Raw genomic sequence first — 26,355 nt, forward strand, 5'->3', positions numbered from 1 at the left:
TACTTCGCATCCCGCAGTAGTGTGCGGTGCATGGACACGACACAGCTCCTCAAGGGAGTGCTCGACCTCGCGGTGCTCGCGGTCGTCGACGCCGAGGACGGCTACGGCTACGACGTGCTCCGCCGGCTGCGCGCGGGCGGGCTGGACGGGGTCGGCGACGCGTCGGTCTACGGGACGCTGCGCCGGCTCTACGCGTCGGGGGCGCTGACGTCGTACGTCGTCCCCTCCGACGAGGGCCCACACCGCAAGTACTACGGCATCACCACCGCCGGACGCGCCCTGCTCGCGCAGCAGCGCGACGACTGGGGCCACTTCTCGACCACCGTCAGCGCACTGCTGAAGAACCAGGGGGCCACCCGATGAACGAGCCGACCACCAAGCTGGAGACCCGCCCCGACGTACGCGGGTTCGTCGACCGGGTCCGCGCCAGGCTGGCCGACCTGAACGAGGAGGAGCGCGAGGAGCTCGTGGGCGGCCTCGAGGCCGACCTGGCCGAGCTGGTCTCCGACGGCGGCTCGGTCTCCGAGCTCGGCGACCCGCGGGCCTACGCCGACGAGCTCCGCGCCGCCGCCGGGTTCGACGCGGGCACGCGGTCGCCGGCGCCGGCACGTCGGCCGGTCGGGCAGGCGTTCACGGGCTGGCTCGACGCCCTCGCCGACACGTGGCGGGAGTCGATGCAGGCGCCCGCGCTGCGCGGCACGTGGAGCGTCCTGGTGACCCTGCGTCCCGTCTGGTGGGTGCTGCGTGCCTGGGTCGCCCTCGAGCTGTTCGACTACGCGTTCGGCAACGGCCGCGACGGGCTGGACCTGGTCCCGACGCTCAGTGCCCCACCGATGGACCTGGTCCTGCTCGGCGCCGCGGTCGCCGGCAGTGTCGCCGTGGGGCAGGGGCGGCTCTGGCCGGGCTCGCACGCGGGCTCCTCGCCTGTCTCCCGGGTGGTCCTGCTCGCGCTCAACCTGATCGCCGTGCTCGCCGTGCTGTTCGTCGTGCCGCAGCTGCCCACGCAGTACGACGTGGTGCGGGCCTTCGACTACGGCTACGGCGCGGCCGGCCCCGGGCCCGGTGCGGGACTGGTGAGCCGCGGCGCGTACGTCGAGAACGTCTTCCCGTACGACGCCGACGGGCTCCCTCTGACCGGGGTCCAGCTCTTCGACCAGGACGGCCGGCCGCTCACCGTGTCGCACGGCGCCTACGACTACCGGGACGGCACCATGCTCTACCCCTGGCTCAACGGGGACAGCCGCCTCTACAACGTGTTCCCGCTGCCGGTCCGCACGCAGGACGGTCCCGGCGTGACCGTGCAGGCGTGGGAGAGCGACACCCCGCCCGTCGTACCCACGCCGCCGCAGGCCACGGTCCCGACCGCCTCGCTGCCCACCGCCGCGCCGAGTCCCGCGGCGGAGCCCACGCAGCGGCCCGCCGAGGAGGCCCGGGAGGGCGTTGGACCGGATTCGGAGAAACCCCGGTCACGCTGATAGCCTTGGGCAGTTGCCGTCTAACGGCCGCGGAACGAGAGTGCCCGGGTGAACAGGCCCCGGCGCGCCGCGCAACGACAAACCCCGAGAGGAGCCCGCGTGTCCATCGGTACCGACGCGGAGACCAAGAAGAAGATCATCGCTGAGTACGGCACCACCGAAGGCGACACCGGCTCGCCCGAGGTCCAGGTTGCTCTGCTGAGCCACCGTATCTCCCACCTGACCGAGCACCTGAAGGAGCACAAGCACGACCACCACAGCCGTCGTGGTCTGCTCATCCTGGTCGGTCAGCGTCGCCGTCTCCTGAACTACCTCCAGAAGACCGACATCAACCGTTACCGTTCCATCGTGGAACGACTCGGCCTTCGCCGATGAGCGTCGCAGGAGCGGCTACCCGCGTGGGTGGCCGCTCCTGCTCACTTTCCGGGCGAGCGACCGCTAGGGTCTGTCCCGTCCGGCCTGACAACTGAACAAACACCATTCACTGGAGCGACCGCGGACGTCTGGCCCGGTCCTCGGTAGTGGCTCTCGGGAACCGGTTCGTCCGGGACACCCGCGGGCCTCGATCGAAGACCGGCCCCCCAAATCTGGGAACAACCAAGGGCCGCGCCCTCTCAGATTTCTTGAGGCGCCCTCGCGTGATCGCTCCGCGAGAGAAAGGGGTATCCCGTGGAGGGACCCATCGTTTCGGCCGTCGAGACCGTGATCGACAACGGCAAGTTCGGCACCCGCACCGTCAAGTTCGAGACCGGCTACCTGGCCCGCCAGGCCGCCGGCTCGGTCACCGCCTACCTGGACGACGAGACCATGCTCCTGTCGGCCACCACCGCGTCGAAGAACCCGAAGGACCACTTCGACTTCTTCCCGCTGACCATCGACGTCGAGGAGCGGATGTACGCCGCGGGCCGCATCCCCGGCTCGTTCTTCCGTCGTGAGGGTCGCCCCTCCGAGGACGCCATCCTCACCTGCCGCCTGATCGACCGCCCGCTGCGCCCGACCTTCAAGAAGGGCCTGCGCAACGAGGTCCAGGTCGTCATCACGGTCATGGCGCTCGAGCCCGACACGCCGTACGACGTGCTCGCGATCAACGCCGCGTCGATGTCCACCCAGCTCTCCGGCCTGCCGTTCTCCGGCCCGGTCGGCGGCGTCCGCGTCGCGCTGATCGACGGCCAGTGGGTCGGCTTCCCGACGCACAGCCAGCTCGAGGAGGCCGTGTTCGACATGGTCGTCGCGGGTCGCGTCACCGACACCGGCGACGTCGCGATCATGATGGTCGAGGCCGAGTCCACCGAGGCCACCTGGAACCTGGTGCAGTCCGGCATCCAGGCGCCGACCGAGGAGGTCGTGGCCGGCGGTCTCGACGCCGCCAAGCCGTTCATCAAGCAGCTCTGCGACGCCCAGTCCGAGCTCGCCAAGCAGGCCGCGAAGCCCGTCCAGGACTTCCCGATCTTCCTGGACTACCAGGACGACGTGTACGCCGCCGTCGAGGCCGCCGCGAAGGCCGACCTCACCCCGGCGCTCGCCGTCACCGGCAAGCTCGAGCGCGAGGAGGCCATCGACGCCGTCCGCGCCAGCCTGCTCGAGAAGATCGGCCCGGACTTCGAGGGCCGCGAGAAGGAGATCGGCGCCGCGTTCCGGTCGCTGACCAAGAGCCTGGTCCGCGAGCGCGTGCTGCGCGACAAGGTCCGCATGGACGGCCGTGGCCTCACCGACATCCGGACGCTGTCCGCCGAGGTCGGCGTGATCCCGCGCGTCCACGGCTCGGCCCTGTTCGAGCGCGGCGAGACCCAGATCCTGGGTGTCACCACGCTGAACATGCTGACCATGGAGCAGAAGCTCGACACGCTCTCCCCGGAGACGAGCCGGCGCTACCTGCACAACTACAACTTCCCGCCGTACTCCACCGGTGAGACCGGCCGCGTCGGCTCCCCGAAGCGTCGCGAGATCGGCCACGGTGCGCTCGCCGGCCGTGCGCTCATGCCGGTGCTGCCCACCCGCGAGGAGTTCCCCTACGCGATCCGTCAGGTCTCCGAGGCTCTCGGCTCCAACGGCTCCACCTCGATGGGCTCGGTCTGCGCCTCGACGCTGTCGCTGCTCCAGGCCGGTGTGCCGCTGCGCGCAGCCGTCGCCGGCATCGCGATGGGCCTCATCTCCGGTGAGGTCGACGGCGAGACCCAGTACGTCGCGCTGACCGACATCCTGGGCGCCGAGGACGCCTTCGGCGACATGGACTTCAAGGTCGCCGGCACCAAGGAGTTCGTCACCGCGCTCCAGCTCGACACCAAGCTCGACGGCATCCCGGCCGACGTCCTCGCGGGCGCGCTGACCCAGGCCAAGGACGCCCGTCTCGCGATCCTCGAGGTGATGGCCGAGGCCATCGACGCCCCCGAGGAGATGTCGCTCAACGCGCCGCGGATCATCACCGTGAAGGTCCCGGTCGACAAGATCGGCGAGGTGATCGGGCCCAAGGGCAAGGTCATCAACCAGATCCAGGACGACACCGGCGCCCAGATCAGCATCGAGGACGACGGCACCATCTACATCGGTGCCACCAACGGCGAGTCCGCCGAGGCCGCCCGCTCGATCATCAACGGCATCGCGAACCCGACGATGCCCGAGGTCGGCGAGCGCTACCTGGGCACGGTCGTCAAGACGACCAACTTCGGCGCCTTCGTCTCGCTGCTCCCCGGCAAGGACGGGCTGCTGCACATCAGCAAGCTCCGCGCCCTCGCCGGCGGCAAGCGCGTCGACGCCGTCGAGGACGTCGTGTCGGTGGGCCAGAAGGTCCAGGTCCAGATCGCCGAGATCGACGACCGCGGCAAGCTCTCCCTGATCCCGGTCGTGGAGGGCTCCGAGGACGACGCCGCCGAGGCCGACTCCACCGACGGCGAGCAGTGAGCCGGAAGCTCACCGCTTCCCAGCAGAAGCCCGGGACGACCCGCACCCTCGCCGTTGAGAAGGACCGCGGCGGCAGTGTGATCAGCACTGTCCGCCGGACGGTCCTTCCCGGCGGACTGCGGGTCGTCACCGAGGCGATGCCCGGCGTCCGGTCCGCCACCATCGGTGCGTGGGTCGGCGTCGGGTCGCGTGACGAGGCCCCCACGCTGTCGGGGGCCTCGCACTTCCTCGAGCACCTGCTGTTCAAGGGCACCCCGGGTCGCAGCGCGATGGACATCTCCATCGCGCTCGACCGGGTCGGGGGCGAGTTCAACGCCTTCACCGCCAAGGAGTACACCTGCTTCCACGCGCGGGTGCTCGACCAGGACCTGCCGCTGGCGGTCGACGTGCTCGGCGACATGATCACCTCCTCGCTGATCACCGCCGAGGACGTCGAGGCCGAGCGCGAGGTGATCCTCGACGAGATCGCCATGCACGACGACGACCCCGACGACGTCGTGCACAACCTCTGGGCCGAGAAGGCCTGGGGACCGGGACCCCTCGGGCGCCCCATCGCGGGGACCGTGGAGTCCATCCGGTCCCTGACCCGCGCCCAGATCGCGCGCTACTACCGCACCCGGTACCGCCCCGAGAACATGGTGATCGCGGTCGCCGGCAACATCGAGCACGCCGCCGTCGTACGCCTGGTCCGGACGGCGTTCGGGCGGTCGAACTTCCTCGCCGACACCACCATGCGGCCCGTCCCGGTCCGCCGCTCCGACCGGTTCAAGCGGTCCGCGGCGGGGGAGGTGACGGTCTCCCGGCCGTTCGAGCAGGTCAACGTGGTGCTCGGCGTGAACGCGCTCGCCCGCACCGACGACCGCCGCTACGCGCTCGGCGTGCTCAACGCGGTCCTCGGCGGCGGCACGTCCTCGCGGCTGTTCCAGGAGGTCCGCGAGCACCGTGGGCTGGCCTACTCCGTCTACTCGTTCGCCTCGCACTACAACGACGCCGGCATGTTCGGGGTCGGGGTCGGCTGCCTGCCGTCGAAGCTCGACGAGGTGCTGGCCGTGGTCCGCGACGAGATGCGCGAGCTCGCGGAGAACGGCATCACCGAGGAGGAGCTCGAGCGCGGCCAGGGCCAGCTCCGCGGCGGGCTCGTGCTCTCCCTGGAGGACTCCGGCTCCCGGATGTCGCGGATCGCGAAGGCCGAGCTCCTCTACGACGAGCTGCCCACGCTCGAGGAGGTCATCGGCCGGATCGACGCGGTCACGCTCGAGGACGTGCAGCTGCTCGCCAAGGAGCTCTTCGCCCAGCCCGAGACCCTCGCCGTGGTCGGGCCGTCCGCGGTCCCGCCCGGGACCCCGACCCCGTAGCGTCCGCCCCGCCCGCCACGCGGGACCGGGGGAGCGTCGCCCGCGTGCGCCCGACTAGGTTGGTGCCGTGACTACAGCGATCAGAGTTGGTGTGCTCGGTGCCCGCGGCAAGGTGGGCGGACAGGTCTGCCGCTCCGTCGAGGAGGCCGACGACATGGAGCTCGTCGCGCAGGTCGACGCGGGCGACGACCTCGAGACCCTGGTGAGCGCGGGCGCGCAGGTGGTCGTCGACTTCACCCACCCCGACGTGGTGATGGACAACCTGGAGTTCTGCATCTCCCACGGCATCCACGCGGTGGTCGGCACCACCGGCTTCGACGACGAGCGGCTCGGCCGGCTGCGCACCGCGCTCGCCGCGTCGCCGCAGACCGGGGTGCTGGTCGCCCCCAACTTCTCCATCGGCGCGATCCTGATGATGCGGTTCGCGGTCGAGGCGGCGCCGTTCTACGAGTCGGTCGAGATCATCGAGCTGCACCACCCCGACAAGGCCGACGCGCCCTCGGGCACCGCCCGGCGTACGGCGTCCCTGGTCGCCGAGGCCCGCCGCCGGGCCGGCGCCGGCCCCATGCCCGACGCCACCTCCACCTCCCTCGAGGGCGCCCGCGGGGCCGACGTGGAGGGGATCCGGGTGCACGGGCTGCGGCTGCGCGGCCTCGTCGCGCACCAGGAGGTGATCCTCGGCGGGCCGGGGGAGACCCTCACCCTGCGGCACGACTCGATGGACCGCGAGTCGTTCATGCCCGGCGTGCTGCTCGGCGTGCGCTCGATCGCCTCGCACCCCGGCCTCACCGTCGGTCTGGAACAGTTCATGGGTCTCGGGTGAGGACCAAGGTCGTCGTCGCGGTCCTGGTGGCGGTGCTCGCGTTCTACGCGCTGCTGATCGGCGCGAAGGGCGTCGCGCTCCTCGGCAGCGGCGAGGTCGTGCTCGTCCTGCTCGGCGTCGGCATCCTGCTCGTGCCGGTGCTCGGCGTGCTGGCGGTGGGGCGGGAGCTCCAGTTCGGCGCCCGCACCGCCCGGCTGGCCGCCGTACTCGAGGCCGAGGGCGGCCTCCCCACCGACGACCTGCCCCGTCGCCCGTCCGGTCGCGTCGACCGGGTCGCGGCCGACGCGGTCTTCGAGGAGCGCAGGGCGGAGGTGGACCGGGCGCCGGAGAGCTGGCGTGCCTGGTACCGGCTGGCGCTGGCCTACGACGACGCCGGCGACCGCACCCGGGCCCGCTCGGCCGCACGGCGGGCGATCGCGCTCCACGCCGAGCAACGGGACGACGCCTAGCCTGCACAACCCTGCATCGCACGAACACGCAGAGCTTGCCCCTTCCCCTGCACGCGGTCGGCGTTGTCTCATGCAGGTGCGCGCACCCGCGCCTCTCGGAAGGAAGCCCATGCGAACCACTGCAGGAATCAGCGCCGCCGCCCTCGCCGCCGCGGCGCTCACCGCCACCGCGCCGACGGCGGTTGCTACCGGAAACGACCGTTCTGTGCCGGCGGTGTCCCGCCAGGTCGACGACCCCCGCTCGATCGCTCGCTCCGCCGTCACCGCGGTCCAGGCCCACCGGGGCGTGGCCAAGGTGGGTGACGGACAAGGTTTCACCGTCACCGACGCGCTGGTGGACCCCAGTGGCGCCACCCACGTCCGGATGGACCGCACCTACCGTGGCCTGCCGGTGCTCGGCGGCGACCTCGTCGTCCACCGTGGCGCCGACGGCGGCTGGCGCGGCGTCAGCCAGACCCTGGGCTCCGCACCGACCTTCGACACCACCCCGGCCGTCGGCGCGGACGCCGCGACCCGGGCGGCGCTCGCGCCCAGCAAGGCCAACCGCGACGTCCGCGGGGCGCAGGTGGCGGCCGACCCGACCCTCGTGGTCGACGCGGTCGCCGGTGGGCCCCGCCTGGCCTGGCAGGTGCTCAGCGGCGGGGTCCAGGAGGACGGCACGCCGAGCCGGCTGGCGACGTACATCGACGCCCGCACCGGCGAGGTGCTGCGCGCCGAGCAGGAGATCCAGACCGTCGGCGGTGAGGGTGACTCGCTGTACGGCGGGACGGTCCCGCTCGAGCTGACGCTGGCGAACGGCACCTACTCGCTGAAGGACCCGACCCGCGGAAACAGCTTCACCGCGGACATGGGCAACAAGACCGACTCGATGACCTGCCAGCTGTTCGGCACCAAGTGCGCCACGGGCACGCTGTTCACCAGCTCCGACAACCTGTTCGGCAACGGCTCCACGAGCAGCCGGGAGTCGGCGGCGGTCGACGCGCAGTACGGCACCGACAAGACCTGGGACTACTTCAAGCTGGTCCACGGACGCAACGGCATCTTCGGTGACGGGTCCGGGTCCTCCAACCGCGTGCACTACGGCACCAACTACGCCAACGCCTTCTGGGACGGCGCCCGGATGACGTACGGCGACGGGGACGGCAGCAACTACGGCCCGCTCACCTCGCTCGACGTCGCCGGCCACGAGATGTCGCACGGCGTCACCGAGAACACCGCCGACCTGACCTACTCCGGCGAGTCCGGTGGCCTCAACGAGTCCACGAGCGACATCTTCGGCACGATGGTCGAGTTCTACGCGGCGAACCCGGAGGACCCCGCCGACTACCTGATCGGCGAGGAGTTCGACCTCCAGACCCACCTCGGCTTCCGCCGGATGGACCAGCCGAGCAGCGACGGCGCCTCGGTGGACTGCTGGGACTCCGGGGTCGGCCAGCTCGACGTCCACTACTCCTCGGGTGTGGGCAACCACTTCTACTACCTGCTCGCCGAGGGGTCGGGCTCGAAGACGATCGGCGGGGTGGCGCACAGCTCGACGACGTGCAACGGCTCGACGGTCACCGGGATCGGCCGCGACGCCGCGGCGAAGATCTGGTTCCGAGGGCTCACCGTCTACATGACCTCGAACACGAACTACGCGGGTGCGCGCACCGCGACCCTGAACGCTGCCAGGGACCTGTACGGCGCCGGCAGCGCGCAGTACAGCGCCGTCGCGGCCGCCTGGAGCGCAGTCTCCGTCGGCTGACGGCATCTCGGGGACGCGGGCGTCGGGCTGGGGGCCACCAGCCCGGCGCCCGCGCCGGGTCCGGTCCGTGGCGATCGGTCCCGGTGTCGGTGGCCTGCGGTAAGAATGTGTGCCATGACCGACGCCGTGCCGCCCAACTTCAGCATCGTGACGCTCGGCGTCACCGACCTCGAGCGGTCCGTCCGCTTCTACACCGACCTCGGCTGGGAGCAGCGGGGCAACATCACCGACGGCATCGTGTGGTTCAAGACCTCCGGGACCTGGCTCGGCCTCTTCGGGTACGACGCCCTGGCCGACGACGCCCACCTCGAGGCGCCGCCGCAGGACGAGCTCCCGCGCTACCGGGGGATCACCCTGGCGGTCAACCTGCCGGACGAGGCGGCCGTCGACCTGGCGTTCGTCCGGGTCCGGGAGGTGGGCGGCAAGATCGTGAAGCCGGCCACCCGGGCCGAGTGGGGTGGCTACTCAGGCTACTTCAGCGACCCCGACGGGATCCTGTGGGAGATCGCCTACGCGCCCGGCTTCGCCGTCGACGAGCACGGTCGCATCGAGGTCCCCTGACCACGATCGGGTCCGGGCCCGTCGCGGGCGTGCTGCACGGGGTGTGTCCCATTTCCTAGGAGACCGACGAGCTGGGAGCGCAACGCGCTCTCATGCCGATGTGCGGACTGATGGACGACTACGTGGTGCCGCACGAAGTCTTGACGGCCTGCCGCACTCACTTGAGCCAATCAGGCGTCCGTTGTCGGCTCGGCTTGACCCATTCCTTGGCCATCCAGAGGAACGACCCCAAGGCGACGACGAGAAGCAGCATCGCCGAGAAGCCGATCCACTCGTTGCTCGTAGCAAAGGCGACCCTGCCCACCAACACCATGGCGAAGGAGCTCGCGAAGGCGATGGCCCCTGGCAGCGAGATGTACCCCAGCATGATGACCAACTCGCGCTCCATGGGACCGATGCCGTACCGCGCATCCATGTGCCAGCCCGTCCGGAACCTCCAATGGTTCAGCGCCAAGACAAGCGCGCACATGGCACAGAACACCACCGCCCAGGCCGGGACCTGGGCCGGCGCACCGGACCCCGACGACTGCATGAAGACCACGACGACAACCTAGTCGTGCTCGTCATGTGCCCTGACGGACATGCCGCGGATAGCAAAGTGGCTGAGATTCCGATGAACAGGAGACCGCCCCGCGTGCGCTGTTTGAGATGCTGCCGCCCCGAGTCGTGTTGAATACCCAGATGACCGAGTCCGACGCCTGGAAGATGGACCGCATTGGCTCCGCGCGAGCCGGCACCAATCCCACTGTGCTTGCCAAGATGGCGCACTCGTATGCCGTCATCGGCGACACGCAGTTCCTTCCCGGGTATTGCGTTCTGTTGGTCGACGACCCCAGCATCGACCGGCTAACGGACATGCCGAAGAGCCAGCGCCTGGAGTTCCTCGAGAGCATGGACACGCTCGGCCAGGCGGTCGAATCCGCCTGCCGGGCAAGCGACTCAGCATTCCGACGGATGAACTACGAGATCCTCGGCAACACCGACGCCTACCTCCACGCACACCTGTTCCCCCGCTACGAGTGGGAGCCACCGGAGAACATCGGCCGGCCCGCATGGCTCTACGACCCCGAGCAGTTCTACGCGGCCGAAGCGGCGCTCGCCCCCCGGCATGACGAGCTTCGTGCGCGCATCGTTGCCGAACTCGCGGGTCTCGGAGTGACGGTCTAGCAACGTCCTGATCTGCCGCTGTCCGCGCGCAACTGCCGATGTGCGGACACGGTCACAAGCGCCATCGAAGGTGGACGACACCGTCTGGTGCGAGCAGGTGCTCTGCCCGTCCGACGCCACCGGTTTCTACCTTCTCGTCCATGTCCCACCGGATCTCCGCAGCCCAGTCTTCAGGGGTCTCACACCGAGTTCCGGTGTTCGGGCCGGGACCACGGCCGCCGTTCGCAGCCGCGTGCGGCGCGCGGGGGGTGCGGATCGACGCGGAAGGTCGGTCCTCCATATGTATCGACGAGGGTCTCGGTGGGATGCTGAGGACGTCTGGAACTGAGACGACCCAGCTGACAAGGAGGACGAGATGACCGCGAACCTTCACCACGTCGTGTTGACGGTGAGAGACATCGAGGCAAGCGTTGGCTGGTACACCGACCTGTTCGGATTCGCCGAACTGGCACGCGAGGAGCACTTCGGTGGATCCGGAGGCCGGACGGTCCTTCTCGGCGCTCCGGACTGGTCCATGGGCATCGGCCTCGCCTCCCACCCCACGAACGGAGGGGAGACATTCGATCCGAGCCGGACCGGGCTTGACCATGTCGGCTTCACGGTGGCCGACCGCGCCACCTTGGAGGAGTGGGAAGCACGCATGTCCGACAAGGGCATCAAGCACAGCCCGATCAGTGACCACGACTGGGGCTCGTCGCTGAACTTCCGCGACCCCGACGACATGCAGCTCCAGCTTGTCGCATTTCGCCAGAGTTGAGGTGACCTGGGATACCGATGACTGACAAACGCAGGACGCTCAGGCCCGCCGCCTTCATCGGCGACGGCACTCAGGTAGATCCGTCAATGAGTAGTGCACAGCGAACCGTGTGCCGGGGTCATACGGCGGTCGGACCGGTGCTGCCGCGTCGACGGTGAAGGTCAGATCGGCCCACTCGAACGTCCAGGAGTCCGGTGTGTACGAAGCCAGTACGGAGCGCACCGCTGTCTGCACGTCGCTGGCCGACCAATCCACGGCTCACAGCCTGCCGCACGATGGACGCGAACGAACTCATCTGCCGCAGATAGCTAGAGCTGTGAACTGCCGATGAGCACGCATCACGTTGGATCGGGGCTCGCCACACGCGTGAGGCAGCATGCCAGGGCGGCGTCGGTCTCGAAGGTATCCACCAGCAGCCGAGACCCATCGATCGCCTCGTTCCACTCGTCGTAGTTCATGTCCAGGATCTGCTCCCAATTGGGACCTACGTACCCCCGGGCCTGGCGGTGCTCAACCCTGAGGCGGTGCTCCACCTCGTCCTCCAGAGTCATCTCCAACTGAACCAGGCGGCTCTGGGTTGCCTCGGATACGCCGCGCCACAGCGCTCTCCGCTCGTGCGTCGCGTGCACCCCGTCAACCACGACAGGAACGCCCGCACGCAAGTTTTCGGTCGCGACCTCGCGGGCGATGCCGTATGCGACGCGCCCGGCTTCTGCGGTGTCCTCGGTGACACCTTCGAGAAGCATCGGACCAGCGATTACATCGGTGCGCAGATACGCGGCCCGAAGCCGACGAGCAAGCAACCTTCCGATCGTGGTCTTGCCGGTACCGGGCAGACCCGCCAACACAACGAGCACGTCGCGGACGTTCGATCCCAGAGGAGTGTTCTCGTCGCTGCTCACGTTCACCGCGACATTGTGGACGAGTGCCTTGTGGGAACGCACGCATCTGCCCCTGTCAGACGGTTTTCGGGGGTCGCCGCCCATGGTGGACGGCGGCCCCCTGGCGCCTGGCCCGACTCGAACGGTGCCGTCATCCCTGGGTTCAGTGACGCCCAGTACCAGCGCTGGGCGTTGAGCAGGCTGGCCTCCAACGGTACGGGACACTCCGCTGCCCACCACCTCAGCTGGTCGCACGCTCATGCCGTAGTTGGTGTGGCCGACGCTGCCCTGGTGTCGGCGGCGTCACCGCTGAGACAGCCCGTTCTGGATGCGCCGCTTGGTGGGCCGCCGATTCCGATCTCGTTGCCGTCCGGATCGCCGTAGATGGCCTTGCGGACGCCGTTGTCGTACGTCTCCCGTCCCAACATGACCGCGTAGCCTCCAGCCGTGGATCCCGACATGCGCGTGCTCGCCCAGCGCGTCATCGACCAGCAGCTCCGCAGCCTCGGGGTGTTTCTCCGAGGCGCATCCGACGCGCTTGATGACCCTGCGTCAAGTACGCCGGCCCGCGCTGACCTCGACCATGTGAGCGGCCACCCGGACAAGGAAGACCTGATGGGCTGCGCTGGTGGGCACACCGCGCAGCCACCCTGAACATGCACGCCGCCATAGAGCATCTCAAGGGCGTGGCGCACGATCCTGGCCGGTGACGAACTACTGCCGCTGCCCGCGATGGCACTTGCCCGGTCGGTCTATGAAGCCGTCATCAACACGTGCACCCCAGTAGGGGTGTGGGTCAAGGGAAGCCGGTGAACCCCGAATAGGGACACACCCAGTCAGAGCAGGCGGAGCCCGGCGGCGGTGACCGCGGCGACGAGCACGACGACGATGAACGGCGCCCGCAGCAGCAGCGCGACGAAGGCGGCGCCGAGACCCGCCAGCCGGGCGTCCACCTGCAGCGTGGGTCCGTCCGCGAGCACCTGCACGGCGACCAGGGCGGCCAGCAGCGCGACCGGCAGCAGGTCGGCGATCCGGTGCACGAGCGGGTGCTCGAGCACCCGGCTCGGGATGGACAGCCCGGCCAGCTTGAGCAGGTAGCAGCCCAGGGCGGCGAGGAGGATCGCGGTCCACATCATCGTTGGTGCTCACCCCCGCCGGGCAGGTCGTCCCGGCCGGGCACCTCGGTCGGGTCGGTGGCGTGCGAGACGACGCCGACCACCAGCGCGACGACCGCCGCGGCGAGCACCGGGACGCCCGCGGGCGCGACGGGCACGAGCGTCAGTACCAGGGCCGCGGCGAGCACCGCGGTCAGCTGGTTGCGCCGGTCCTTCAGCCGCGGCCAGAGCAGCGCCAGGAACGCGCCGCCGACCGCGGCGTCGAGCCCGTAGGTCCGCGGGTCGCCGAGGGCCTCTCCGGCCAGGGCCCCGCCGAGGGTGGCGAGGTTCCAGAGCACGAACACCGCGAGGCCGGTGGCGAGGAAGCCGACCCGCGCGGCCGCCGTGGTCTCGCGGGTCACCGCCATCGCGGTGGACTCGTCGATGAGCAGGTGCGCTGCGGCCCCGCGGCGCCAGCCGCGCCATCCGAGCAGGGGCGCGAGGCGGATGCCGTAGAGCGTGTTGCGGGTGCCGAGCAGGAGTCCGGTCACCGCGCCGGAGAGGGGGCTTCCGCCGGCGGCGACGACGCCGACGAGGGCGAACTGGGAGGCGCCCGTGAACACGAGCAGGGACAGTGCGCAGGTCTGCCAGACGTCGAGGCCGGCGGCGACGGAGATCGCGCCGAAGGAGATGCCGTAGGCGCCGGTCGCGATCCCGACCGCGACGCCGTCACGGACGATCGCGGACCGCTCCCCGGGCGGGAGGACAGGGTCGGGCGAGGCGGTCACCCGCCGAACCTAACAAGCCCGCGGGGTGGGTCAGTGCGGGCGGGTACGGCGGATCCGGTGCGGCTGCGGGGCGTGGTGCGGCTCGTGCAGCAGGAGGAAGGCGGTCAGCGCCCCGACGGCGAGCCCGACGCTCGCGCCGACGCTGATCAGGATCGGGTAGGGCAGCAGGAACGCCGCATAGGCGCCGGCGCCCACGAAGACGAGCAGGGCGACCACGGAGACGGCGACGCGGTAGAGCTTGGGCAGCGGACCGAGCACATTCACTCCCACGGACGGGTTCTTCGGAGGCCCGCGGTTTGAGCCTCACGTCTTGTCAGACGTCCAAGACGGGCAGATGGTTGCCGTTTTCGGTGAATTCCAAACGTGTCAGTCGCAGAAATGTGTCATTCCGACAGGTCTGTGTGCAGGCGGACCTGCTTCACGGTGACCGCACCGTCGCCGTGCAGGTCGAGCTCGCGGTGCGCCCCGTCCGGGGCCCAGCCCGCGCCGGTGGCGAACCGGCGCAGCGCGTCGTCGGTGGCGGCGATCCAGAGCAGGCCGCGGGTGAACCGGTCCGCGCGCAGGGTGTCCGCGCAGGCCTGCATCAGCCGGGAGCCGTGGCCCTGTCCGGTCTGTGCCGGGTCCACGGTCAGGTCGGACACCTCGCCGTCGTCGATCGGGTCGGTGTCGGGGTCCGAGGCCGGGGAGGTGAGCGCGAAGCCTCGGATGGTGTTGCGCTCGAGTGCGACCAGCACCCGGTTCCGCGCGTCCTTGGGGGTGCTCAGCGAGGCGTGCCACGCGGCGGCGATCTCGGCGGGGTCGAGGCTCGCGAGCACGTCGGCGGGCAGGAGGCCGTCGTACGCCGTGCGCCAGGCCCGGACCTGCACGGCGGCGATGCCCTCGGCGTCGTCGGCCCAGGCGACGCGAACGGACACGTCGGCGGTGGGGGAGGTCATGCGGACATCCTGACAGGCTCCGCCCGGGGAACCGGAGCGGCCACCCGGAGACCGCCGCGCGCTCCGGGACCTTGGCCGCGCGACCGGGGCCCTTGGGCTCTGGGCGGGCCCCGGCCGCAGCGTCACCATGAGGGTGGCGGGGGTGCGCGAGGAGGTGCGTGATGGCCAGGCATGCGGCGGCGATGCAGCACCGTGGGTGGCGACAGGTGACCCACGAGGAGCGGGACGTGCGCAAGGCATGGATGTGGCTGCTGATGTTCCCGGTCACCTTCGTGGTGGCCTCGCTGCTCGGCGAGGGCGCGCTCTCGCTGCTCGGCTACGAGACGGGCTCGGGCGAGGCGGCGCCGCTGGGCTACGCGCTGCTGGTGGGCCTTCCCGCGGTGGCGATCGCGGTCGCGCCGGGCGTGGTCGCCTGGTTCTACGGCAGTCGTGCCCGGCACGCCGGTGACGAGAAGGGCCTGGCGCCCGCCGTGATCGGTGCGACGGCGGCGGCCGCCTTCCTCGTGCTCAACCTCGCCGCGGTCGTCTTCGGCAGGTAGCGCGGGCGGTCAGGGGACGGAGGCGGCCCGGCCCCGGAGGTCACTCGAACCGGGTCGGGTCGCCTGACCCCCGGCGCACGATCTCCGGCGCGCCGCTGGAGAAGTCCACGACGGTGGTCGGCACGTCGTTGCACCAGCCGGAGTCGATCACCGCGTCGACCTGGTGGTCGAGCCGTTCCTTGATCTCCCAGCCCTGGGTCAGCGGCTCCTCGTCGCCGGGCAGCAGCAGCGTGCTGGAGAGGATCGGCTCGCCGAGCTCGGTCAGGAGCGCCTGGGCGACCTTGTGGTCGGGGATCCGCACGCCGACCGTCTTCTTCTTCGGGTGCAGCAGCCGGCGCGGCACCTCGCGGGTGGCGGGCAGGATGAACGTGTAGCAGCCCGGGGTGGCCGCCTTGATCGCCCGGAACACCGCGTTGTCGATGTGCACGAGCTGCCCCAACTGGGCGAAGTCCTTGCAGAGCAGCGTGAAGTGGTGCTTGTCGTCGAGCTGCCGGATCTCGGTGATCCGGGCCTTGCCCTCGGCGTTGCCGAGCTGGCAGCCGAGGGCGAAGCACGAGTCCGTGGGGTAGGCGATCAGTCCGCCGGAGCGCATGATCTCCACCGCCTGCGCGATCGCACGCGGCTGGGGGTTGTCCGGGTGGACGTCGAAGTACTTCGCCATGGGCACGAGAGTACGGCCCGGGGGTGGGGGCGGCCGGTGTTAGGTTTGCCGGGTGCAGCAGTACCTCGACCTCCTCCAGCGGATCCTCGACGACGGCGCCGAGAAGGGCGACCGCACCGGCACCGGCACCCTGTCGGTCTTCGGCCACCAGCTGCGCTTCGACCTGAGCGCGGGGTTCCCGCTGGTGACCACCAAGAAGGTGCACACCCGGTCGGTCTTCGCCGAGCTGCTGTGGTTCCTCCGCGGCGACACCAACGTGAAGTGGCTCCAGGACCGCGGCGTCACGATCTGGGACGAGTGGGCCGACGAGAACGGCGACCTCGGCCCGATCTACGGCTACCAGTGGCGCTCCTGGCCCACGCCCGACGGCCGGCACGTCGACCAGCTCGCCGAGGTGGTCGAGGCGATCCGCCGCGACCCCGACTCCCGCCGCCACATCGTCTCCGCCTGGAACGTGGCGGACATCCCGGACATGGCGCTCGCGCCCTGCCACACCATGTTCCAGTTCTACGTCGCCGAGGGCCGGCTCAGCTGCCAGCTCTACCAGCGCTCCGCCGACGTCTTCCTCGGCGTGCCGTTCAACATCGCGTCGTACGCCCTGCTCACCCACATGGTCGCCCAGGTCACCGGCCTCGCCGTCGGCGACTTCGTGCACACGCTCGGAGACGCGCACCTCTACCTCAACCACCTCGACCAGGCCCGGCTCCAGCTGACCCGCGACCCGAGGCCGCTGCCCACGCTGCGCCTGGACCCCTCGGTGACCGAGCTCGACGCGTTCGACCTCGAGCACATCGCGGTCGAGGGCTACGACCCTCACCCCGGCATCAAGGCGCCGATCGCGGTATGACGACGCCCCGGACCGACCCCGTGACCGGTGCCGCTCCCGACGCGGAGGAGCGCCGCCGTACGACGGGCAAGCGGGTCGTCATGGTCGCCGCCGTCGCGGACAACGGCGTGATCGGCCTCGGCGGCGACATCCCGTGGAGCCTGCCGGAGGACCTCAAGCACTTCCGCGCGACCACCAAGGGCAACACGGTGGTGATGGGCCGGGTCACCTACGAGAGCATCGGCCACCCGCTGCCGTACCGGACCAACATCGTGGTCACCCGGCAGGACGGCTGGAGCGCCGACGGGGTCTTCGTGGCCGGGACCGTCGAGGACGCGGTCTCGATGGCCCAGGACTTCGACGGCGACGTGATGGTGATCGGCGGCGCGCAGATCTACGCCGCCGCGATGCACCTCGCCGACGTCCAGGTGCTCACCGAGGTGCACCAGGCCCCGGAGGGGGACACCCGCTACCCGGAGTTCGACCGGTCCGACTGGACCGAGACCCGCCGGGAGCCGCACGACGGGTACGAGTTCGTCTGGCTCGAGCGCACCGGCTCCTAGCGGGGCCGGTCGCCCACCCGGGTGCAGGGGATAGACCGCGCCGCGCCCGTCCCGCGCCTCCCTGCTCCGCCGGCCCGACCGACAACCGATAACCTGAGGCCATGACTTCGGACTCTCTGGCGCCCGCTCCGTTCGGGCGGGTCCTCACCGCCATGGTCACCCCGTTCGCCGCGGACGGGTCGGTCGACCTCGAGGCCACCGCCCGGGTCGCGACCCACCTGGCCGACCACGGGCACGACGGCGTCGTGGTCTCGGGCACCACCGGCGAATCGCCGACCACCAGCACCGAGGAGGACGGCCGGATCCTCCGCGCCGTCGTCGACGCGGTGGGGGACCGGGTCAAGGTCGTCGCCGGGGTCGGCACGAACAACACCGCGCACTCTGTCGAGCTCGCCGAGCAGGCCTTCAAGATCGGGGCGCACGGCGCGCTGCTCGTGACGCCGTACTACAACAAGCCCACCCAGGAGGGCCTGGCCGCGCACTTCGAGGCCGTGGCCGACGCCAGCGCGCTCCCGGTCATGCTCTACGACATCCCCGGCCGCACCGGGCTGCAGATCTCCGAGGACACCTACCGCCGCGTCGCCCGGCACGAGCGGATCGTCGCGGTGAAGGACGCCGTCGGCGACCTGTACCGCGGCGTGCGGATCATGCAGGAGACCGGCCTGGCGTTCTACTCCGGCGACGACGTGCTCAACCTCGCCTGGCTGACCCACGGCGGCTCGGGCATCGTCTCGGTGGTCGGCCACGTCGCCGGCGACCAGTACGCCGCGATGGTCCGCGCCGTGGAGGCCGGTGACCTCGCCGGTGCCCTCGACGTCTACCGCCGCCTCGTCCCCGTCGTGGACGCGATCATGAACAAGGCGCCGGGCGCCATGATGGCCAAGGCCGCCATGGAGCTGCTCGGCGTGATCCCCAACCGCAACGTGCGCCTGCCGCTCGTGCCCGCAGACGACGCGCTGGTCGCACACCTGCGCGCCGAGCTGGCGGCCGCAGGACTACTGGAGGAAACCCGCGCATGAGCCATCCCCATCCCGAGCTCTCCGCCCCCGGACCGCTCCCCGAGAACGGCCTGAGGATCATCCCCCTCGGAGGGCTCGGTGAGGTCGGACGGAACATGACCGTCTTCGAGTACGACGGGCGGCTGCTGATCGTCGACTGCGGCGTGCTGTTCCCCGAGGAGCACCACCCGGGCGTCGACCTGATCCTCCCCGACTTCGACCCGATCCGGGACAGGCTCGACGACGTCGAGGCGCTGGTGCTCACGCACGGCCACGAGGACCACATCGGCGCGACGCCGTACCTGCTGCGCGAGCGCGGCGACATCCCGCTCGTGGGCTCCCAGCTGACCCTGGCCCTGCTCACCAGCAAGCTGCGCGAGCACCGGCTCAGGGAGACCGTGCACCACCAGGTCAAGGAGGGCGACCGGATCTCCTTCGGCCCCTTCGACCTCGAGTTCGTCGCGGTCAACCACTCCATCCCCGACGCGCTGGCGGTCGCGATCCGCACCGGCGCCGGTCTGGTGCTGCACACCGGCGACTTCAAGATGGACCAGGTCCCGCTCGACGGGCGGATCACCGACCTGCGCGCCTTCGCCCGGCTCGGCGAGGAGGGCGTGGACCTGTTCATGGTCGACTCCACCAACGCCGAGGTGCCCGGCTTCACCACCGCCGAGAAGGACATCTCCCCGGTCCTCGACCGGGTCTTCCACCAGAGCAACCAGCGGATCATCGTGGCCTGCTTCGCCTCGCACGTGCACCGCGTGCAGCAGGTGATGGACGCCGCCGTGGCGCACGGCCGGAAGGTCGCCTACGTCGGCCGCTCGATGGTGCGCAACATGGGCGTCGCCCGCGAGCTCGGCTACCTCAACGTGCCGCCGGACACCCTGGTCGACGCCAAGGAGCTGGCCGGCTACCCGCCGGAGAAGATCGTGCTCATCTCGACCGGGTCGCAGGGCGAGCCGCTCTCGGCCCTGTCGCGGATCGCGCAGCGCAACCACAACTTCGTGCACATCGAGCAGGGCGACACCGTCGTGCTCGCCTCCTCGCTGATCCCCGGCAACGAGAACGCGGTCTACCGGGTGATCAACGGGCTGTCCCGCTGGGGCGCGAACGTCGTGCACAAGGGCAACGCGCTCGTGCACGTCTCGGGCCACGCGTCGGCCGGTGAGCTGCTCTACTGCTACAACATCGTCCGGCCGAGCAACGTGCTCCCGGTGCACGGCGAGATCCGGCACATGCTGGCCAACGCCGAGCTGGCCCGGCAGACCGGGGTCCCCGCCGACCAGGTCGTGATCGCCGAGGACGGCGTCGTCGTCGACCTCGTCGACGGCAAGGCCAAGATCGCCGGCAAGGTCGACTGCGGGTACGTCTTCGTGGACGGGTCGTCGGTCGGCGACATCACCGAGTCCTCGCTCAAGGACCGCCGGATCCTCGGCGAGGAGGGCTTCATCTCGGTCGTCGTGGTCGTCGACACGGTGACCGGCAAGGTGTCCAGCGGCCCGGAGATCCACGCCCGCGGCTTCCTCGAGAACGACGCCGCCTTCGACGAGATCGTGCCCTCGTTGACGGAGGCGCTCGACCGCGCGGTGGCCGAGGGGGTCGACGACACCTACCAGCTGCAGCAGACGATCCGCCGGGTCGTCGGGCGCTGGGTGAGCAACAAGCACCGCCGCCGCCCGATGATCATCCCGGTCGTGCTCGAGGCCTGAGCCCGGGCGCGCGACGGCGGGCGGTCCGGACGGTCAGAAACCTGCGCCAGTCCCGGGTGGTGGTGGTCATCGTCGCCTCCCGACGTCCGGACCTCTGCTCCCGACGGTACGCCCGGCGGCTACCCCACGACATGCTCCGCGCGAGCCACGCCCGCGCGGTCGGGTGCGTGCGCGGGGGGTGCGGGCTGCGCGGCCCGGCGGCCGAGGTCCAGCACGGTGTCGACCCGGTCCAGGCCGGCGGTGCCGTGGGTGACCCAGACCACCGAGCGGCCGCGGCCGGCGTCGAGCAGGTCGGCGGCGACGTCCTCGGCGGTGGCCGAGTCGAGGTGGGCGGTGGGCTCGTCGAGCACGAGCACCGGCAGGTCCGCGAGGACGGCGCGGGCCATCCCGATCCGGGCGCGCTCCCCGCCGGAGACGTGCGCGTGGCCGTCGCCGAGCAGGGTGTCGAGCCCGTCCGGGAGCCCGTCGAGCCAGTCCCCGAGCCGGACCGCCCGCAGCGCGGCTGCGACCTCCGCCCGCGACGCGTCGGGCCGCGCGAGCCGGACGTTCTCGAACAGGGTCGACGAGAACACGTGCGGGTCGTCGTCGACCAGGCCGGTGGTGCGTCGTACGTCGTCGAGCAGCAGTGACGTCGCCGGGACACCGCCGATCGTCATCCGCCCCGAGGCGGGGTCGAGGAAGCGCAGCAGCAGTGCGGCCAGCGTCGACTTGCCGGAGCCGCTCGGGCCGACCACCGCGACGCGCGACCCCGGTGCGAGGTCGAGGTCGAGGTCGCGCAGCACCGGCGTCTCACCCCACCCGGCCGACACCCGCTCCAACCGGACCTCCGGCACGGCCCCGTCCCGGGACTGCGGGCCGGGCGCGGTCGGGTCCGCGACGGCCGGAGCGGTCCGCGCCAGCGCGGTGAGCCGCCGGTCGGCGGCGCTGACCCGCACCGCGAGCGCCCCGACGTCGGCGAGCGGGCTGACCACCTCGAGCAGCGCGAGGGGGAGGAGCACGAGCAGTGCCAGCATGGGGGCGGACAGCTCGCCCGAGGCCAGGGGGGCGGCGCCGACGCGGGCCACGGCGAGCACGCCCAGCCCGGTGACCAGGACCGCGAGGGCGCGTCCGGTGGCCACCGCACGGGCGGAGCGGGTCGCCGCGGTCGCGACGGCGCCGCCCAACTCGTCGACCCGGTCCAGCTCACGTCCGGTGGCCTGCCACAGGACCAGGTCCTGCGCGCCCTGGAGCAGGTGCACGACCTGCGCGGACAGCGCGGCGCGCTGCGCGACGAAGGACCGCTCGGCGCGGGCCACGCCGACCCGGCTGACGCCGTACGCCAGGCTGCCGCCGACGAGCAGGGTGGCCGCGGTGACCAGGCCGGCGGAGGGCAGCACCCAGGCGGCGAACCCGGTGCTCAGCACGGTGACCACGGCGAAGGTGGTGAGCGGGCCGCGCACCCGCAGGTACCGGTCCACGAGCGAGTCGACGTCGTCGACCACCGAGGCGAGGACGTCCCCGCGCTGCCGGCCGAGCCGGCCCGGCACCAGCGGCACGAGCAGGTCGTAGACCGCGGCACGCCGGTCGGCGAGCAGGCGCAGCGCGACGTCGTGGGTGACCAGCCGCTCGGCGTAGCGCAGCACCGGCCGGGCCAGGCCGAAGGTGCGTACCCCGACGATCGCGACCATGAGCATGAGCACCGGCGGGTGCTCGGCGGCGCGGGCGATCAGCCAGCCGGCCGTCGCGGTCAGCGCCACGCCCGACGCGGCCGCGAGCGACCCCAGCAGCGCGCCGAGAGCCAGCCGCACCCGGGGCCGGGCGAGCGGCCCGGAGGCCGCCGGAGGCACGGCGGACGCGGGCGGGGCGGCGGCCGCGTCCGGCGCGGCGGGCGCCGTGGCGGAGGCCTCGGTCAGCACCTGGGGGAGTGGCTCGGTGGCCGCCCGAGCGGGGGAGGCGGCGGCCAGGAGGGGGATCTCGACCACGTGGTCGGCCATCCGCACCAGGCTGTCGCGGTGGGCGACCACGACGACCGCGCTGTCGCGCGCGAGGTCGCGGATCGTGTCCGCGATCACCGACTCGGTCAGCGGGTCGAGGTGGGCGGTGGGCTCGTCGAGCAGCACCAGCGGCCGCTGCGCCAGGACGGCCCGGGCCAGCACCAGCCGCGCGCGCTCGCCGGCCGACAGCCCGGCGCCGTCCTCGCCCAGCACCTCGTCGAGCCCGCCGGGCAGCGCGGCGACGACCTCGCCGAGCGCGACCCGCTCCAGGGCCGCCCAGACCTCGGCGTCGGTGGCGCCGGGACGACCGAGCAGCACGTTGTCGCGGACCGGGGCGGCGGCCACCCAGGGACGCTGGGGGACCCAGGCGACCTGCGAGCGCCAGTCCGCCCGCTCGGGGTCCAGGGGCACGCCGTCGACGAGGAGGCGGCCGGCGGAGAGCGGCAGCTGCCCGGTGAGCACGGCCAGGAGCGTCGACTTGCCGGACCCCGAGGGACCGACCACCGCGGTGAGCCCCCGGGAGGGGACGACCGCGTCCAGCCGGTCGAGCACCGGCTCGACCCGGCCGGGATAGCCCGCGGTGACCCTCTCCAGGTGCAGCTCCCGCCGGGGAGCGGGGGCTGCCCCGGGGGCGGCGTCCGCGGGCTCGGGTGCGCCCGACAGGACCGCGTCGGCGGCCTCGAAGGTGGCGGTGCCCTCGGCTGCGGCGTGGAACTCCGCTCCCACCCTGCGTAGAGGCCAGTACGCCTCGGGCGCGAGCAGCAGCACCACCAGCGCCGTACCGAGGTCCAGCGAGCCGCCCGAGAGCCGCAGGCCGACGGTGACGGCGACCAGCGCCACCGACAGGGTCGCGACCAGCTCGAGCACCGCGGAGGAGGCGAAGGCCAGCTTGAGCGTCTCGTTCGTCGCCCGCCGGTAGCGGTCGGTGACCGACCGGATGGATGCCGACTGCGCGCGGGCCCGGCGGTAGGCGACGAGCGTGGGCAGGCCGCGCATCACGTCCACGAAGTGACCGGACAGCGAGGCGAGCGCGCGCCACTGCCGGTCGGCGCGGTCGCGGGTGGCGAGCCCGACCAGGACCGCGAACACCGGCACCAGCGGCAGGGTGACCAGCACGATGCCCGCGCTGAGCAGGTCCTGGGTCGCGATCGCCAGCACGGTCAGCGGAGGCAGCACCGCGGCGACCACCAGGGTGGGCAGGTAGCGGGTGAGGTACGGGTCGACCGCCGCGACGCCGCGGGTGGCGAGCAGGGCCACCTCACCGTCCCGGCGGCCGGCGCGGCCGGACGGGCCGAGCGTGACGGCGGCGTCCAGCAGCCGCCGTCGCAGGGTGGAGGTGACCCGCGCCGACGCCGAGGCCGCGGCGGCGTCGACCAGCCACGAGGTGACCGCCCGGCCCGCGGTCACCGCGGCGAGCAGCAGCGCCGCGTCCACCGCAGCCGACCAGCGGCCGGTGCCGGCGCCGGCGAACAGGGCGGTGACCAGGCCGGCCACGGCGAACGCCTGTCCGACCAGGAGCGCGCCCGAGACGACGCCGCCCGCCACCACGCCGGCCAGGGGGAGCCTGGCCGGCGTGAGGTGCGGCAGCAGCCGCGGGTCGAGGGGCCTCATCGGGTCGGCTCGGCCGCCAGCTGCGGGGTGGGGATGTGGTGCACCGCGATCCGCTTGCGGAACACCCAGTAGGTCCAGCCCTGGTACATCAGCACGATCGGGGTGAACAGCACCGCCACCCAGGTCATGATCGTCAGCGTGTACGACGTGGCGGCCGCGTTCGTCGTGGTCAGCGACAGGCCGCCCTCGAGCGTGGTCGGCATGACGTCGGGGAAGAGCGCCACGAACAGGCCGGCCACCGCGAGCGCGATCGCCGCGAAGGTGCCGAGGAACGCCCAGCCCTCCCGGGCCCGCCACGCGGCGAACAGCCCCCCGAGCAGGGCGAGGGCGGCGGCCACGAACAGCGCCGAGGAGGTCAGGTCCCCGGTGATCGCCTGGGTCCAGGTCAGGAACACCACCGCGGCCACGGCGGCGGCGAGCCCGAGGAGCAGGCCCAGCGACCTGGCCCGGTGCCGGATCTCCCCGTCGGTCTTCAGCGCGAGGAACAGCGCACCGTGGGTGAGGAAGAGCAGCAGCGTGGTGACCCCGCCGAGCAGCGCGTAGGGGTTGAGCAGGGTCAGCGTGGTGCCGACGTACTCCTTGTCGGCGTCGATGGGCACGCCGCGCACGATGTTCGCGAACGCCACGCCCCACAGCACGGCGGGCACCAGCGAGCCGATCACGATCGCCTTGTCCCAGCGGGCCCGCCAGGTGTCGTCGTCCCGCTTGGCGCGGTACTCGAAGGCCAGGCCGCGCACGATCAGCGCGACCAGGATCAGCAGCAGCGGCAGGTAGAAGCCGCTGAACAGGGTGGCGTACCACTCGGGGAAGGCGGCGAAGGTGGCGCCGCCGGCGACGAGCACCCACACCTCGTTGCCGTCCCACACCGGGCCGATCGTGTTGATCACGACCCGGCGCTCGGTCTCGGAGCGCGACAGCACCGGCAGCAGCATGCCGACGCCGAAGTCGAAGCCCTCGAGGCAGAAGTAGCCGATCCAGAGCACCGCGATCAGGCTGAACCAGACGGTGGTCAGTTCCATGGGGAGTTCCTTCTTCTCGTCAGGTCGCGGGTCAGTAGGCGAAGGTGAGCGGCTCGTCGGAGTGCTCGCCGAGCTTGGGGTTCGGCGGCTCGACGAACGGCTCCGCGCCCTGGCGGACGTACTTGAGCATCAGTCCGACCTCGATCACCGCGAGCACGGCGTAGAGCAGGGTCAGCGTGATGACCGAGGTGAGCGCCTCGCCGACGCTGACGCCGGGGGAGACCGCGCTCGAGGTGGTCATCAGCCCGAACACCACCCAGGGCTGGCGGCCCATCTCGGTGAAGATCCAGCCGAACGAGTTCGCGGCGACCGGCAGCAGCGGCATCGCGATCGCGAGCCACACCCACGCCTTGCCCCGGGGAAGCCGACCGCGCCGGCTGACCCACAGCAGCGCCGCGGCACCGGCCGCCGCGACGACGCCGAGGCCGATCATCAGCCGGAAGGTCCAGTAGGTGACCGGGATGACCGGGGTGTAGTCACCGGGGGAGTAGTACTTCGCGCCCGGGTCCTGGCCGTACGTCGCCCGGTACTCCTCGCGCAGCTCGTCGATCCCGACCACCTTGGAGTCGAAGTCGTTCTCGGCCAGGAAGGACAGCAGGCGCGGGACCTTGATCGAGAAGACCTCCTCGGACCCGTCGAGCGAGCCGATGGTGAAGATCGAGAACGCGGCCGGCTGCTCGGTCTCGTAGAGCGCCTCCGCCGCGGCCATCTTCATCGGCTGCACGTCGGTCATCACCTTGCCCTGGAAGTCGCCGGTCACGGCCACGCCCAGGCCGCCGACCAGCGCCACCACCGCCCCGATCCGGACCGCGGTGCGGTACATCGGGCGGTCGGCGTCCGGGGTCGAGCGGCGGACCATCAGCCAGAACGCGACCCCGGCGACGAACGCGCCGCCGGTCAGGTAGCAGGCGGTCACGGTGTGCGGGAAGGACACCATCTGCACCTTGTTGAACATCACCGCCCAGAAGTCGGTGAGCTCCGCGCGGCCGGTGTCGGGGTTGAACTCGTAGCCGACCGGGTTCTGCATCCAGGAGTTGGCGGCGAGGATGAAGTACGACGAGAGCAGGGTCCCGAGGTGGACCAGCCAGATGCACGCCGCGTGCAGGCCGCGGGGGAGCTTGTCCCAGCCGAAGATCCACAGGCCGAGGAAGGTCGACTCGAGGAAGAAGGCGAGCAGCCCCTCGATCGCGAGCGGGGCGCCGAAGATGTCGCCGACGAATCGCGAGTAGTCGCTCCAGTTCATCCCGAACTGGAACTCCTGCACGATCCCGGTGACCACGCCGATCGCGAAGTTGATCAGGAAGAGCTTGCCGAAGAACTTCGTCAGCCGCAGGTAGGCGGGGTTGTTCGTGCGCACCCACATCGTCTCGAAACCGGCGATGATCGCCGACATCCCGATCGTGATGGGGACGAACAGGAAGTGGTAGACGGTGATGATCCCGAACTGCCACCGGGCGATGTCGACGACATCCACGGGCGGGTCCTCCCTCGTAGGGCGCGTAGGTACTACAAAGTGTAGTAGATACTAC

At 71.3% G+C, this 26,355-nt stretch carries 27 protein-coding genes; 17 read left to right on the plus strand and 10 right to left on the minus strand.

Annotated features, from left to right (window positions below):
• Nucleotides 1-30 precede the first annotated feature (30 nt).
• The 9 genes from K1X13_RS13465 to K1X13_RS13505 all read left to right on the plus strand — a co-directional run bounded on the left by K1X13_RS13465 (nt 31) and on the right by K1X13_RS13505 (nt 9,305).
• Nucleotides 31-363, plus strand: coding sequence for a PadR family transcriptional regulator (locus tag K1X13_RS13465; RefSeq protein ID WP_221025536.1), 333 nt, complete (start codon nt 31-33; stop codon nt 361-363).
• Nucleotides 360-1,475, plus strand: coding sequence for an HAAS signaling domain-containing protein (locus tag K1X13_RS13470; RefSeq protein WP_221025537.1), 1,116 nt, complete (start codon nt 360-362; stop codon nt 1,473-1,475). The genes K1X13_RS13465 and K1X13_RS13470 overlap by 4 nt, the downstream gene beginning before the upstream one ends.
• A gap of 99 nt (nt 1,476-1,574) precedes the next feature.
• On the plus strand, nt 1,575-1,850 hold the full coding sequence (rpsO, locus tag K1X13_RS13475) for a 30S ribosomal protein S15 (RefSeq protein ID WP_308249551.1): 276 nt from the start codon (nt 1,575-1,577) through the stop codon (nt 1,848-1,850).
• 294 nt (nt 1,851-2,144) lie between these two features.
• Complete coding sequence (locus K1X13_RS13480; protein WP_221025538.1) at nt 2,145-4,373, plus strand: polyribonucleotide nucleotidyltransferase; 2,229 nt, start codon at nt 2,145-2,147, stop codon at nt 4,371-4,373.
• The gene (locus K1X13_RS13485) at nt 4,370-5,728 is read left to right on the plus strand and encodes a M16 family metallopeptidase (RefSeq protein WP_221025539.1); all 1,359 of its coding nucleotides are present in this window, start codon (nt 4,370-4,372) and stop codon (nt 5,726-5,728) included. The genes K1X13_RS13480 and K1X13_RS13485 overlap by 4 nt, the downstream gene beginning before the upstream one ends.
• Nucleotides 5,729-5,795: 67 nt before the next feature.
• Complete coding sequence (dapB, locus tag K1X13_RS13490) at nt 5,796-6,551, plus strand: 4-hydroxy-tetrahydrodipicolinate reductase (RefSeq protein WP_308249552.1); 756 nt, start codon at nt 5,796-5,798, stop codon at nt 6,549-6,551.
• On the plus strand, nt 6,548-7,000 hold the full coding sequence (locus K1X13_RS13495; protein WP_221025540.1) for a hypothetical protein: 453 nt from the start codon (nt 6,548-6,550) through the stop codon (nt 6,998-7,000). Before dapB ends, K1X13_RS13495 begins: the two co-directional genes overlap by 4 nt.
• A gap of 109 nt (nt 7,001-7,109) precedes the next feature.
• Nucleotides 7,110-8,744: a M4 family metallopeptidase gene (locus K1X13_RS13500; RefSeq protein WP_221025541.1), complete on the plus strand. Its 1,635-nt coding sequence runs from the start codon at nt 7,110-7,112 to the stop codon at nt 8,742-8,744.
• 114 nt (nt 8,745-8,858) lie between these two features.
• Complete coding sequence (locus tag K1X13_RS13505; protein WP_221025542.1) at nt 8,859-9,305, plus strand: VOC family protein; 447 nt, start codon at nt 8,859-8,861, stop codon at nt 9,303-9,305.
• Between the two features lie 157 nt (nt 9,306-9,462).
• Here K1X13_RS13505 and K1X13_RS13510 read toward each other — a convergent pair whose 3' ends face one another.
• Nucleotides 9,463-9,846 carry a hypothetical protein gene (locus tag K1X13_RS13510; RefSeq protein WP_221025543.1) on the minus strand — a complete coding sequence of 128 codons (384 nt, stop codon included), beginning with the start codon at nt 9,844-9,846 and terminating at the stop codon, nt 9,463-9,465.
• A gap of 140 nt (nt 9,847-9,986) precedes the next feature.
• Here K1X13_RS13510 and K1X13_RS13515 point away from each other — a divergent pair, with 140 nt between their 5' ends.
• Together K1X13_RS13515 and K1X13_RS13520 are read left to right on the plus strand one after the other, a co-directional pair.
• Nucleotides 9,987-10,472, plus strand: coding sequence for an HIT family protein (locus K1X13_RS13515; protein ID WP_221025544.1), 486 nt, complete (start codon nt 9,987-9,989; stop codon nt 10,470-10,472).
• 355 nt (nt 10,473-10,827) lie between these two features.
• Nucleotides 10,828-11,229 (plus strand): VOC family protein, encoded by a 402-nt coding sequence (locus K1X13_RS13520; protein ID WP_221025545.1) that lies wholly within the window; start codon nt 10,828-10,830, stop codon nt 11,227-11,229.
• A gap of 338 nt (nt 11,230-11,567) precedes the next feature.
• Here the strand turns inward: K1X13_RS13520 and K1X13_RS13525 are convergent, their stop codons facing one another.
• Nucleotides 11,568-12,137 carry a P-loop nucleotide/nucleoside kinase family protein gene (locus K1X13_RS13525; RefSeq protein ID WP_221025546.1) on the minus strand — a complete coding sequence of 190 codons (570 nt, stop codon included), beginning with the start codon at nt 12,135-12,137 and terminating at the stop codon, nt 11,568-11,570.
• A 420-nt stretch (nt 12,138-12,557) separates the two neighbouring features.
• On the opposite strand from K1X13_RS13525, the gene K1X13_RS13530 reads away from it, so the two are divergent.
• A complete protein-coding gene (locus K1X13_RS13530; protein ID WP_221025547.1) occupies nt 12,558-12,764 on the plus strand; it encodes a hypothetical protein in 207 nt (68 codons plus the stop codon).
• 182 nt (nt 12,765-12,946) lie between these two features.
• On the opposite strand, the gene K1X13_RS13535 is transcribed toward K1X13_RS13530, so the two are convergent.
• The 4 genes from K1X13_RS13535 to K1X13_RS13550 all read right to left on the minus strand — a co-directional run bounded on the left by K1X13_RS13535 (nt 12,947) and on the right by K1X13_RS13550 (nt 14,927).
• Entirely contained in the window at nt 12,947-13,246 is a 300-nt protein-coding gene (locus K1X13_RS13535; protein WP_221025548.1) for an AzlD domain-containing protein, read from the minus strand.
• A complete protein-coding gene (locus tag K1X13_RS13540; RefSeq protein ID WP_221025549.1) occupies nt 13,243-13,992 on the minus strand; it encodes an AzlC family ABC transporter permease in 750 nt (249 codons plus the stop codon). The genes K1X13_RS13535 and K1X13_RS13540 overlap by 4 nt, the downstream gene beginning before the upstream one ends.
• A 30-nt stretch (nt 13,993-14,022) precedes the next feature.
• Nucleotides 14,023-14,262 carry a hypothetical protein gene (locus K1X13_RS13545; RefSeq protein WP_221025550.1) on the minus strand — a complete coding sequence of 80 codons (240 nt, stop codon included), beginning with the start codon at nt 14,260-14,262 and terminating at the stop codon, nt 14,023-14,025.
• 113 nt (nt 14,263-14,375) lie between these two features.
• The gene (locus tag K1X13_RS13550; protein WP_221025551.1) at nt 14,376-14,927 is read right to left on the minus strand and encodes a GNAT family N-acetyltransferase; all 552 of its coding nucleotides are present in this window, start codon (nt 14,925-14,927) and stop codon (nt 14,376-14,378) included.
• Nucleotides 14,928-15,088: 161 nt separating this feature from the next.
• Between K1X13_RS13550 and K1X13_RS13555 the strand changes: the two genes are divergently transcribed.
• Nucleotides 15,089-15,466 (plus strand): hypothetical protein, encoded by a 378-nt coding sequence (locus tag K1X13_RS13555; protein WP_221025552.1) that lies wholly within the window; start codon nt 15,089-15,091, stop codon nt 15,464-15,466.
• 40 nt (nt 15,467-15,506) lie between these two features.
• Here the strand turns inward: K1X13_RS13555 and K1X13_RS13560 are convergent, their stop codons facing one another.
• Nucleotides 15,507-16,127, minus strand: coding sequence for an L-threonylcarbamoyladenylate synthase (locus K1X13_RS13560; RefSeq protein WP_221025553.1), 621 nt, complete (start codon nt 16,125-16,127; stop codon nt 15,507-15,509).
• 52 nt (nt 16,128-16,179) lie between these two features.
• On the opposite strand from K1X13_RS13560, the gene K1X13_RS13565 reads away from it, so the two are divergent.
• The 4 genes from K1X13_RS13565 to K1X13_RS13580 all read left to right on the plus strand — a co-directional run bounded on the left by K1X13_RS13565 (nt 16,180) and on the right by K1X13_RS13580 (nt 20,223).
• Complete coding sequence (locus K1X13_RS13565) at nt 16,180-16,974, plus strand: thymidylate synthase (protein WP_221025554.1); 795 nt, start codon at nt 16,180-16,182, stop codon at nt 16,972-16,974.
• Nucleotides 16,971-17,516: a dihydrofolate reductase gene (locus tag K1X13_RS13570; RefSeq protein ID WP_221025555.1), complete on the plus strand. Its 546-nt coding sequence runs from the start codon at nt 16,971-16,973 to the stop codon at nt 17,514-17,516. The genes K1X13_RS13565 and K1X13_RS13570 overlap by 4 nt, the downstream gene beginning before the upstream one ends.
• Nucleotides 17,517-17,617: 101 nt before the next feature.
• Entirely contained in the window at nt 17,618-18,535 is a 918-nt protein-coding gene (dapA, locus tag K1X13_RS13575) for a 4-hydroxy-tetrahydrodipicolinate synthase (RefSeq protein ID WP_221025556.1), read from the plus strand.
• A complete protein-coding gene (locus K1X13_RS13580; protein ID WP_221025557.1) occupies nt 18,532-20,223 on the plus strand; it encodes a ribonuclease J in 1,692 nt (563 codons plus the stop codon). The genes dapA and K1X13_RS13580 overlap by 4 nt, the downstream gene beginning before the upstream one ends.
• A 119-nt stretch (nt 20,224-20,342) precedes the next feature.
• On the opposite strand, the gene cydD is transcribed toward K1X13_RS13580, so the two are convergent.
• The 3 genes from cydD to K1X13_RS13595 are packed head-to-tail and all read right to left on the minus strand — an operon-like array spanning nt 20,343 to nt 26,300.
• The gene (cydD, locus tag K1X13_RS13585) at nt 20,343-23,807 is read right to left on the minus strand and encodes a thiol reductant ABC exporter subunit CydD (RefSeq protein WP_221025558.1); all 3,465 of its coding nucleotides are present in this window, start codon (nt 23,805-23,807) and stop codon (nt 20,343-20,345) included.
• Nucleotides 23,804-24,826, minus strand: a complete 1,023-nt coding sequence (gene cydB / locus K1X13_RS13590; protein WP_221025559.1) for a cytochrome d ubiquinol oxidase subunit II — start codon at nt 24,824-24,826, stop codon at nt 23,804-23,806. Before cydB ends, cydD begins: the two co-directional genes overlap by 4 nt.
• Nucleotides 24,827-24,857: 31 nt before the next feature.
• Complete coding sequence (locus tag K1X13_RS13595) at nt 24,858-26,300, minus strand: cytochrome ubiquinol oxidase subunit I (RefSeq protein ID WP_221025560.1); 1,443 nt, start codon at nt 26,298-26,300, stop codon at nt 24,858-24,860.
• Nucleotides 26,301-26,355 lie beyond the last annotated feature (55 nt).

Source organism: Nocardioides jiangsuensis, from assembly GCF_019679455.1.
Taxonomy (GTDB): domain Bacteria; phylum Actinomycetota; class Actinomycetes; order Propionibacteriales; family Nocardioidaceae; genus Nocardioides_C; species Nocardioides_C jiangsuensis.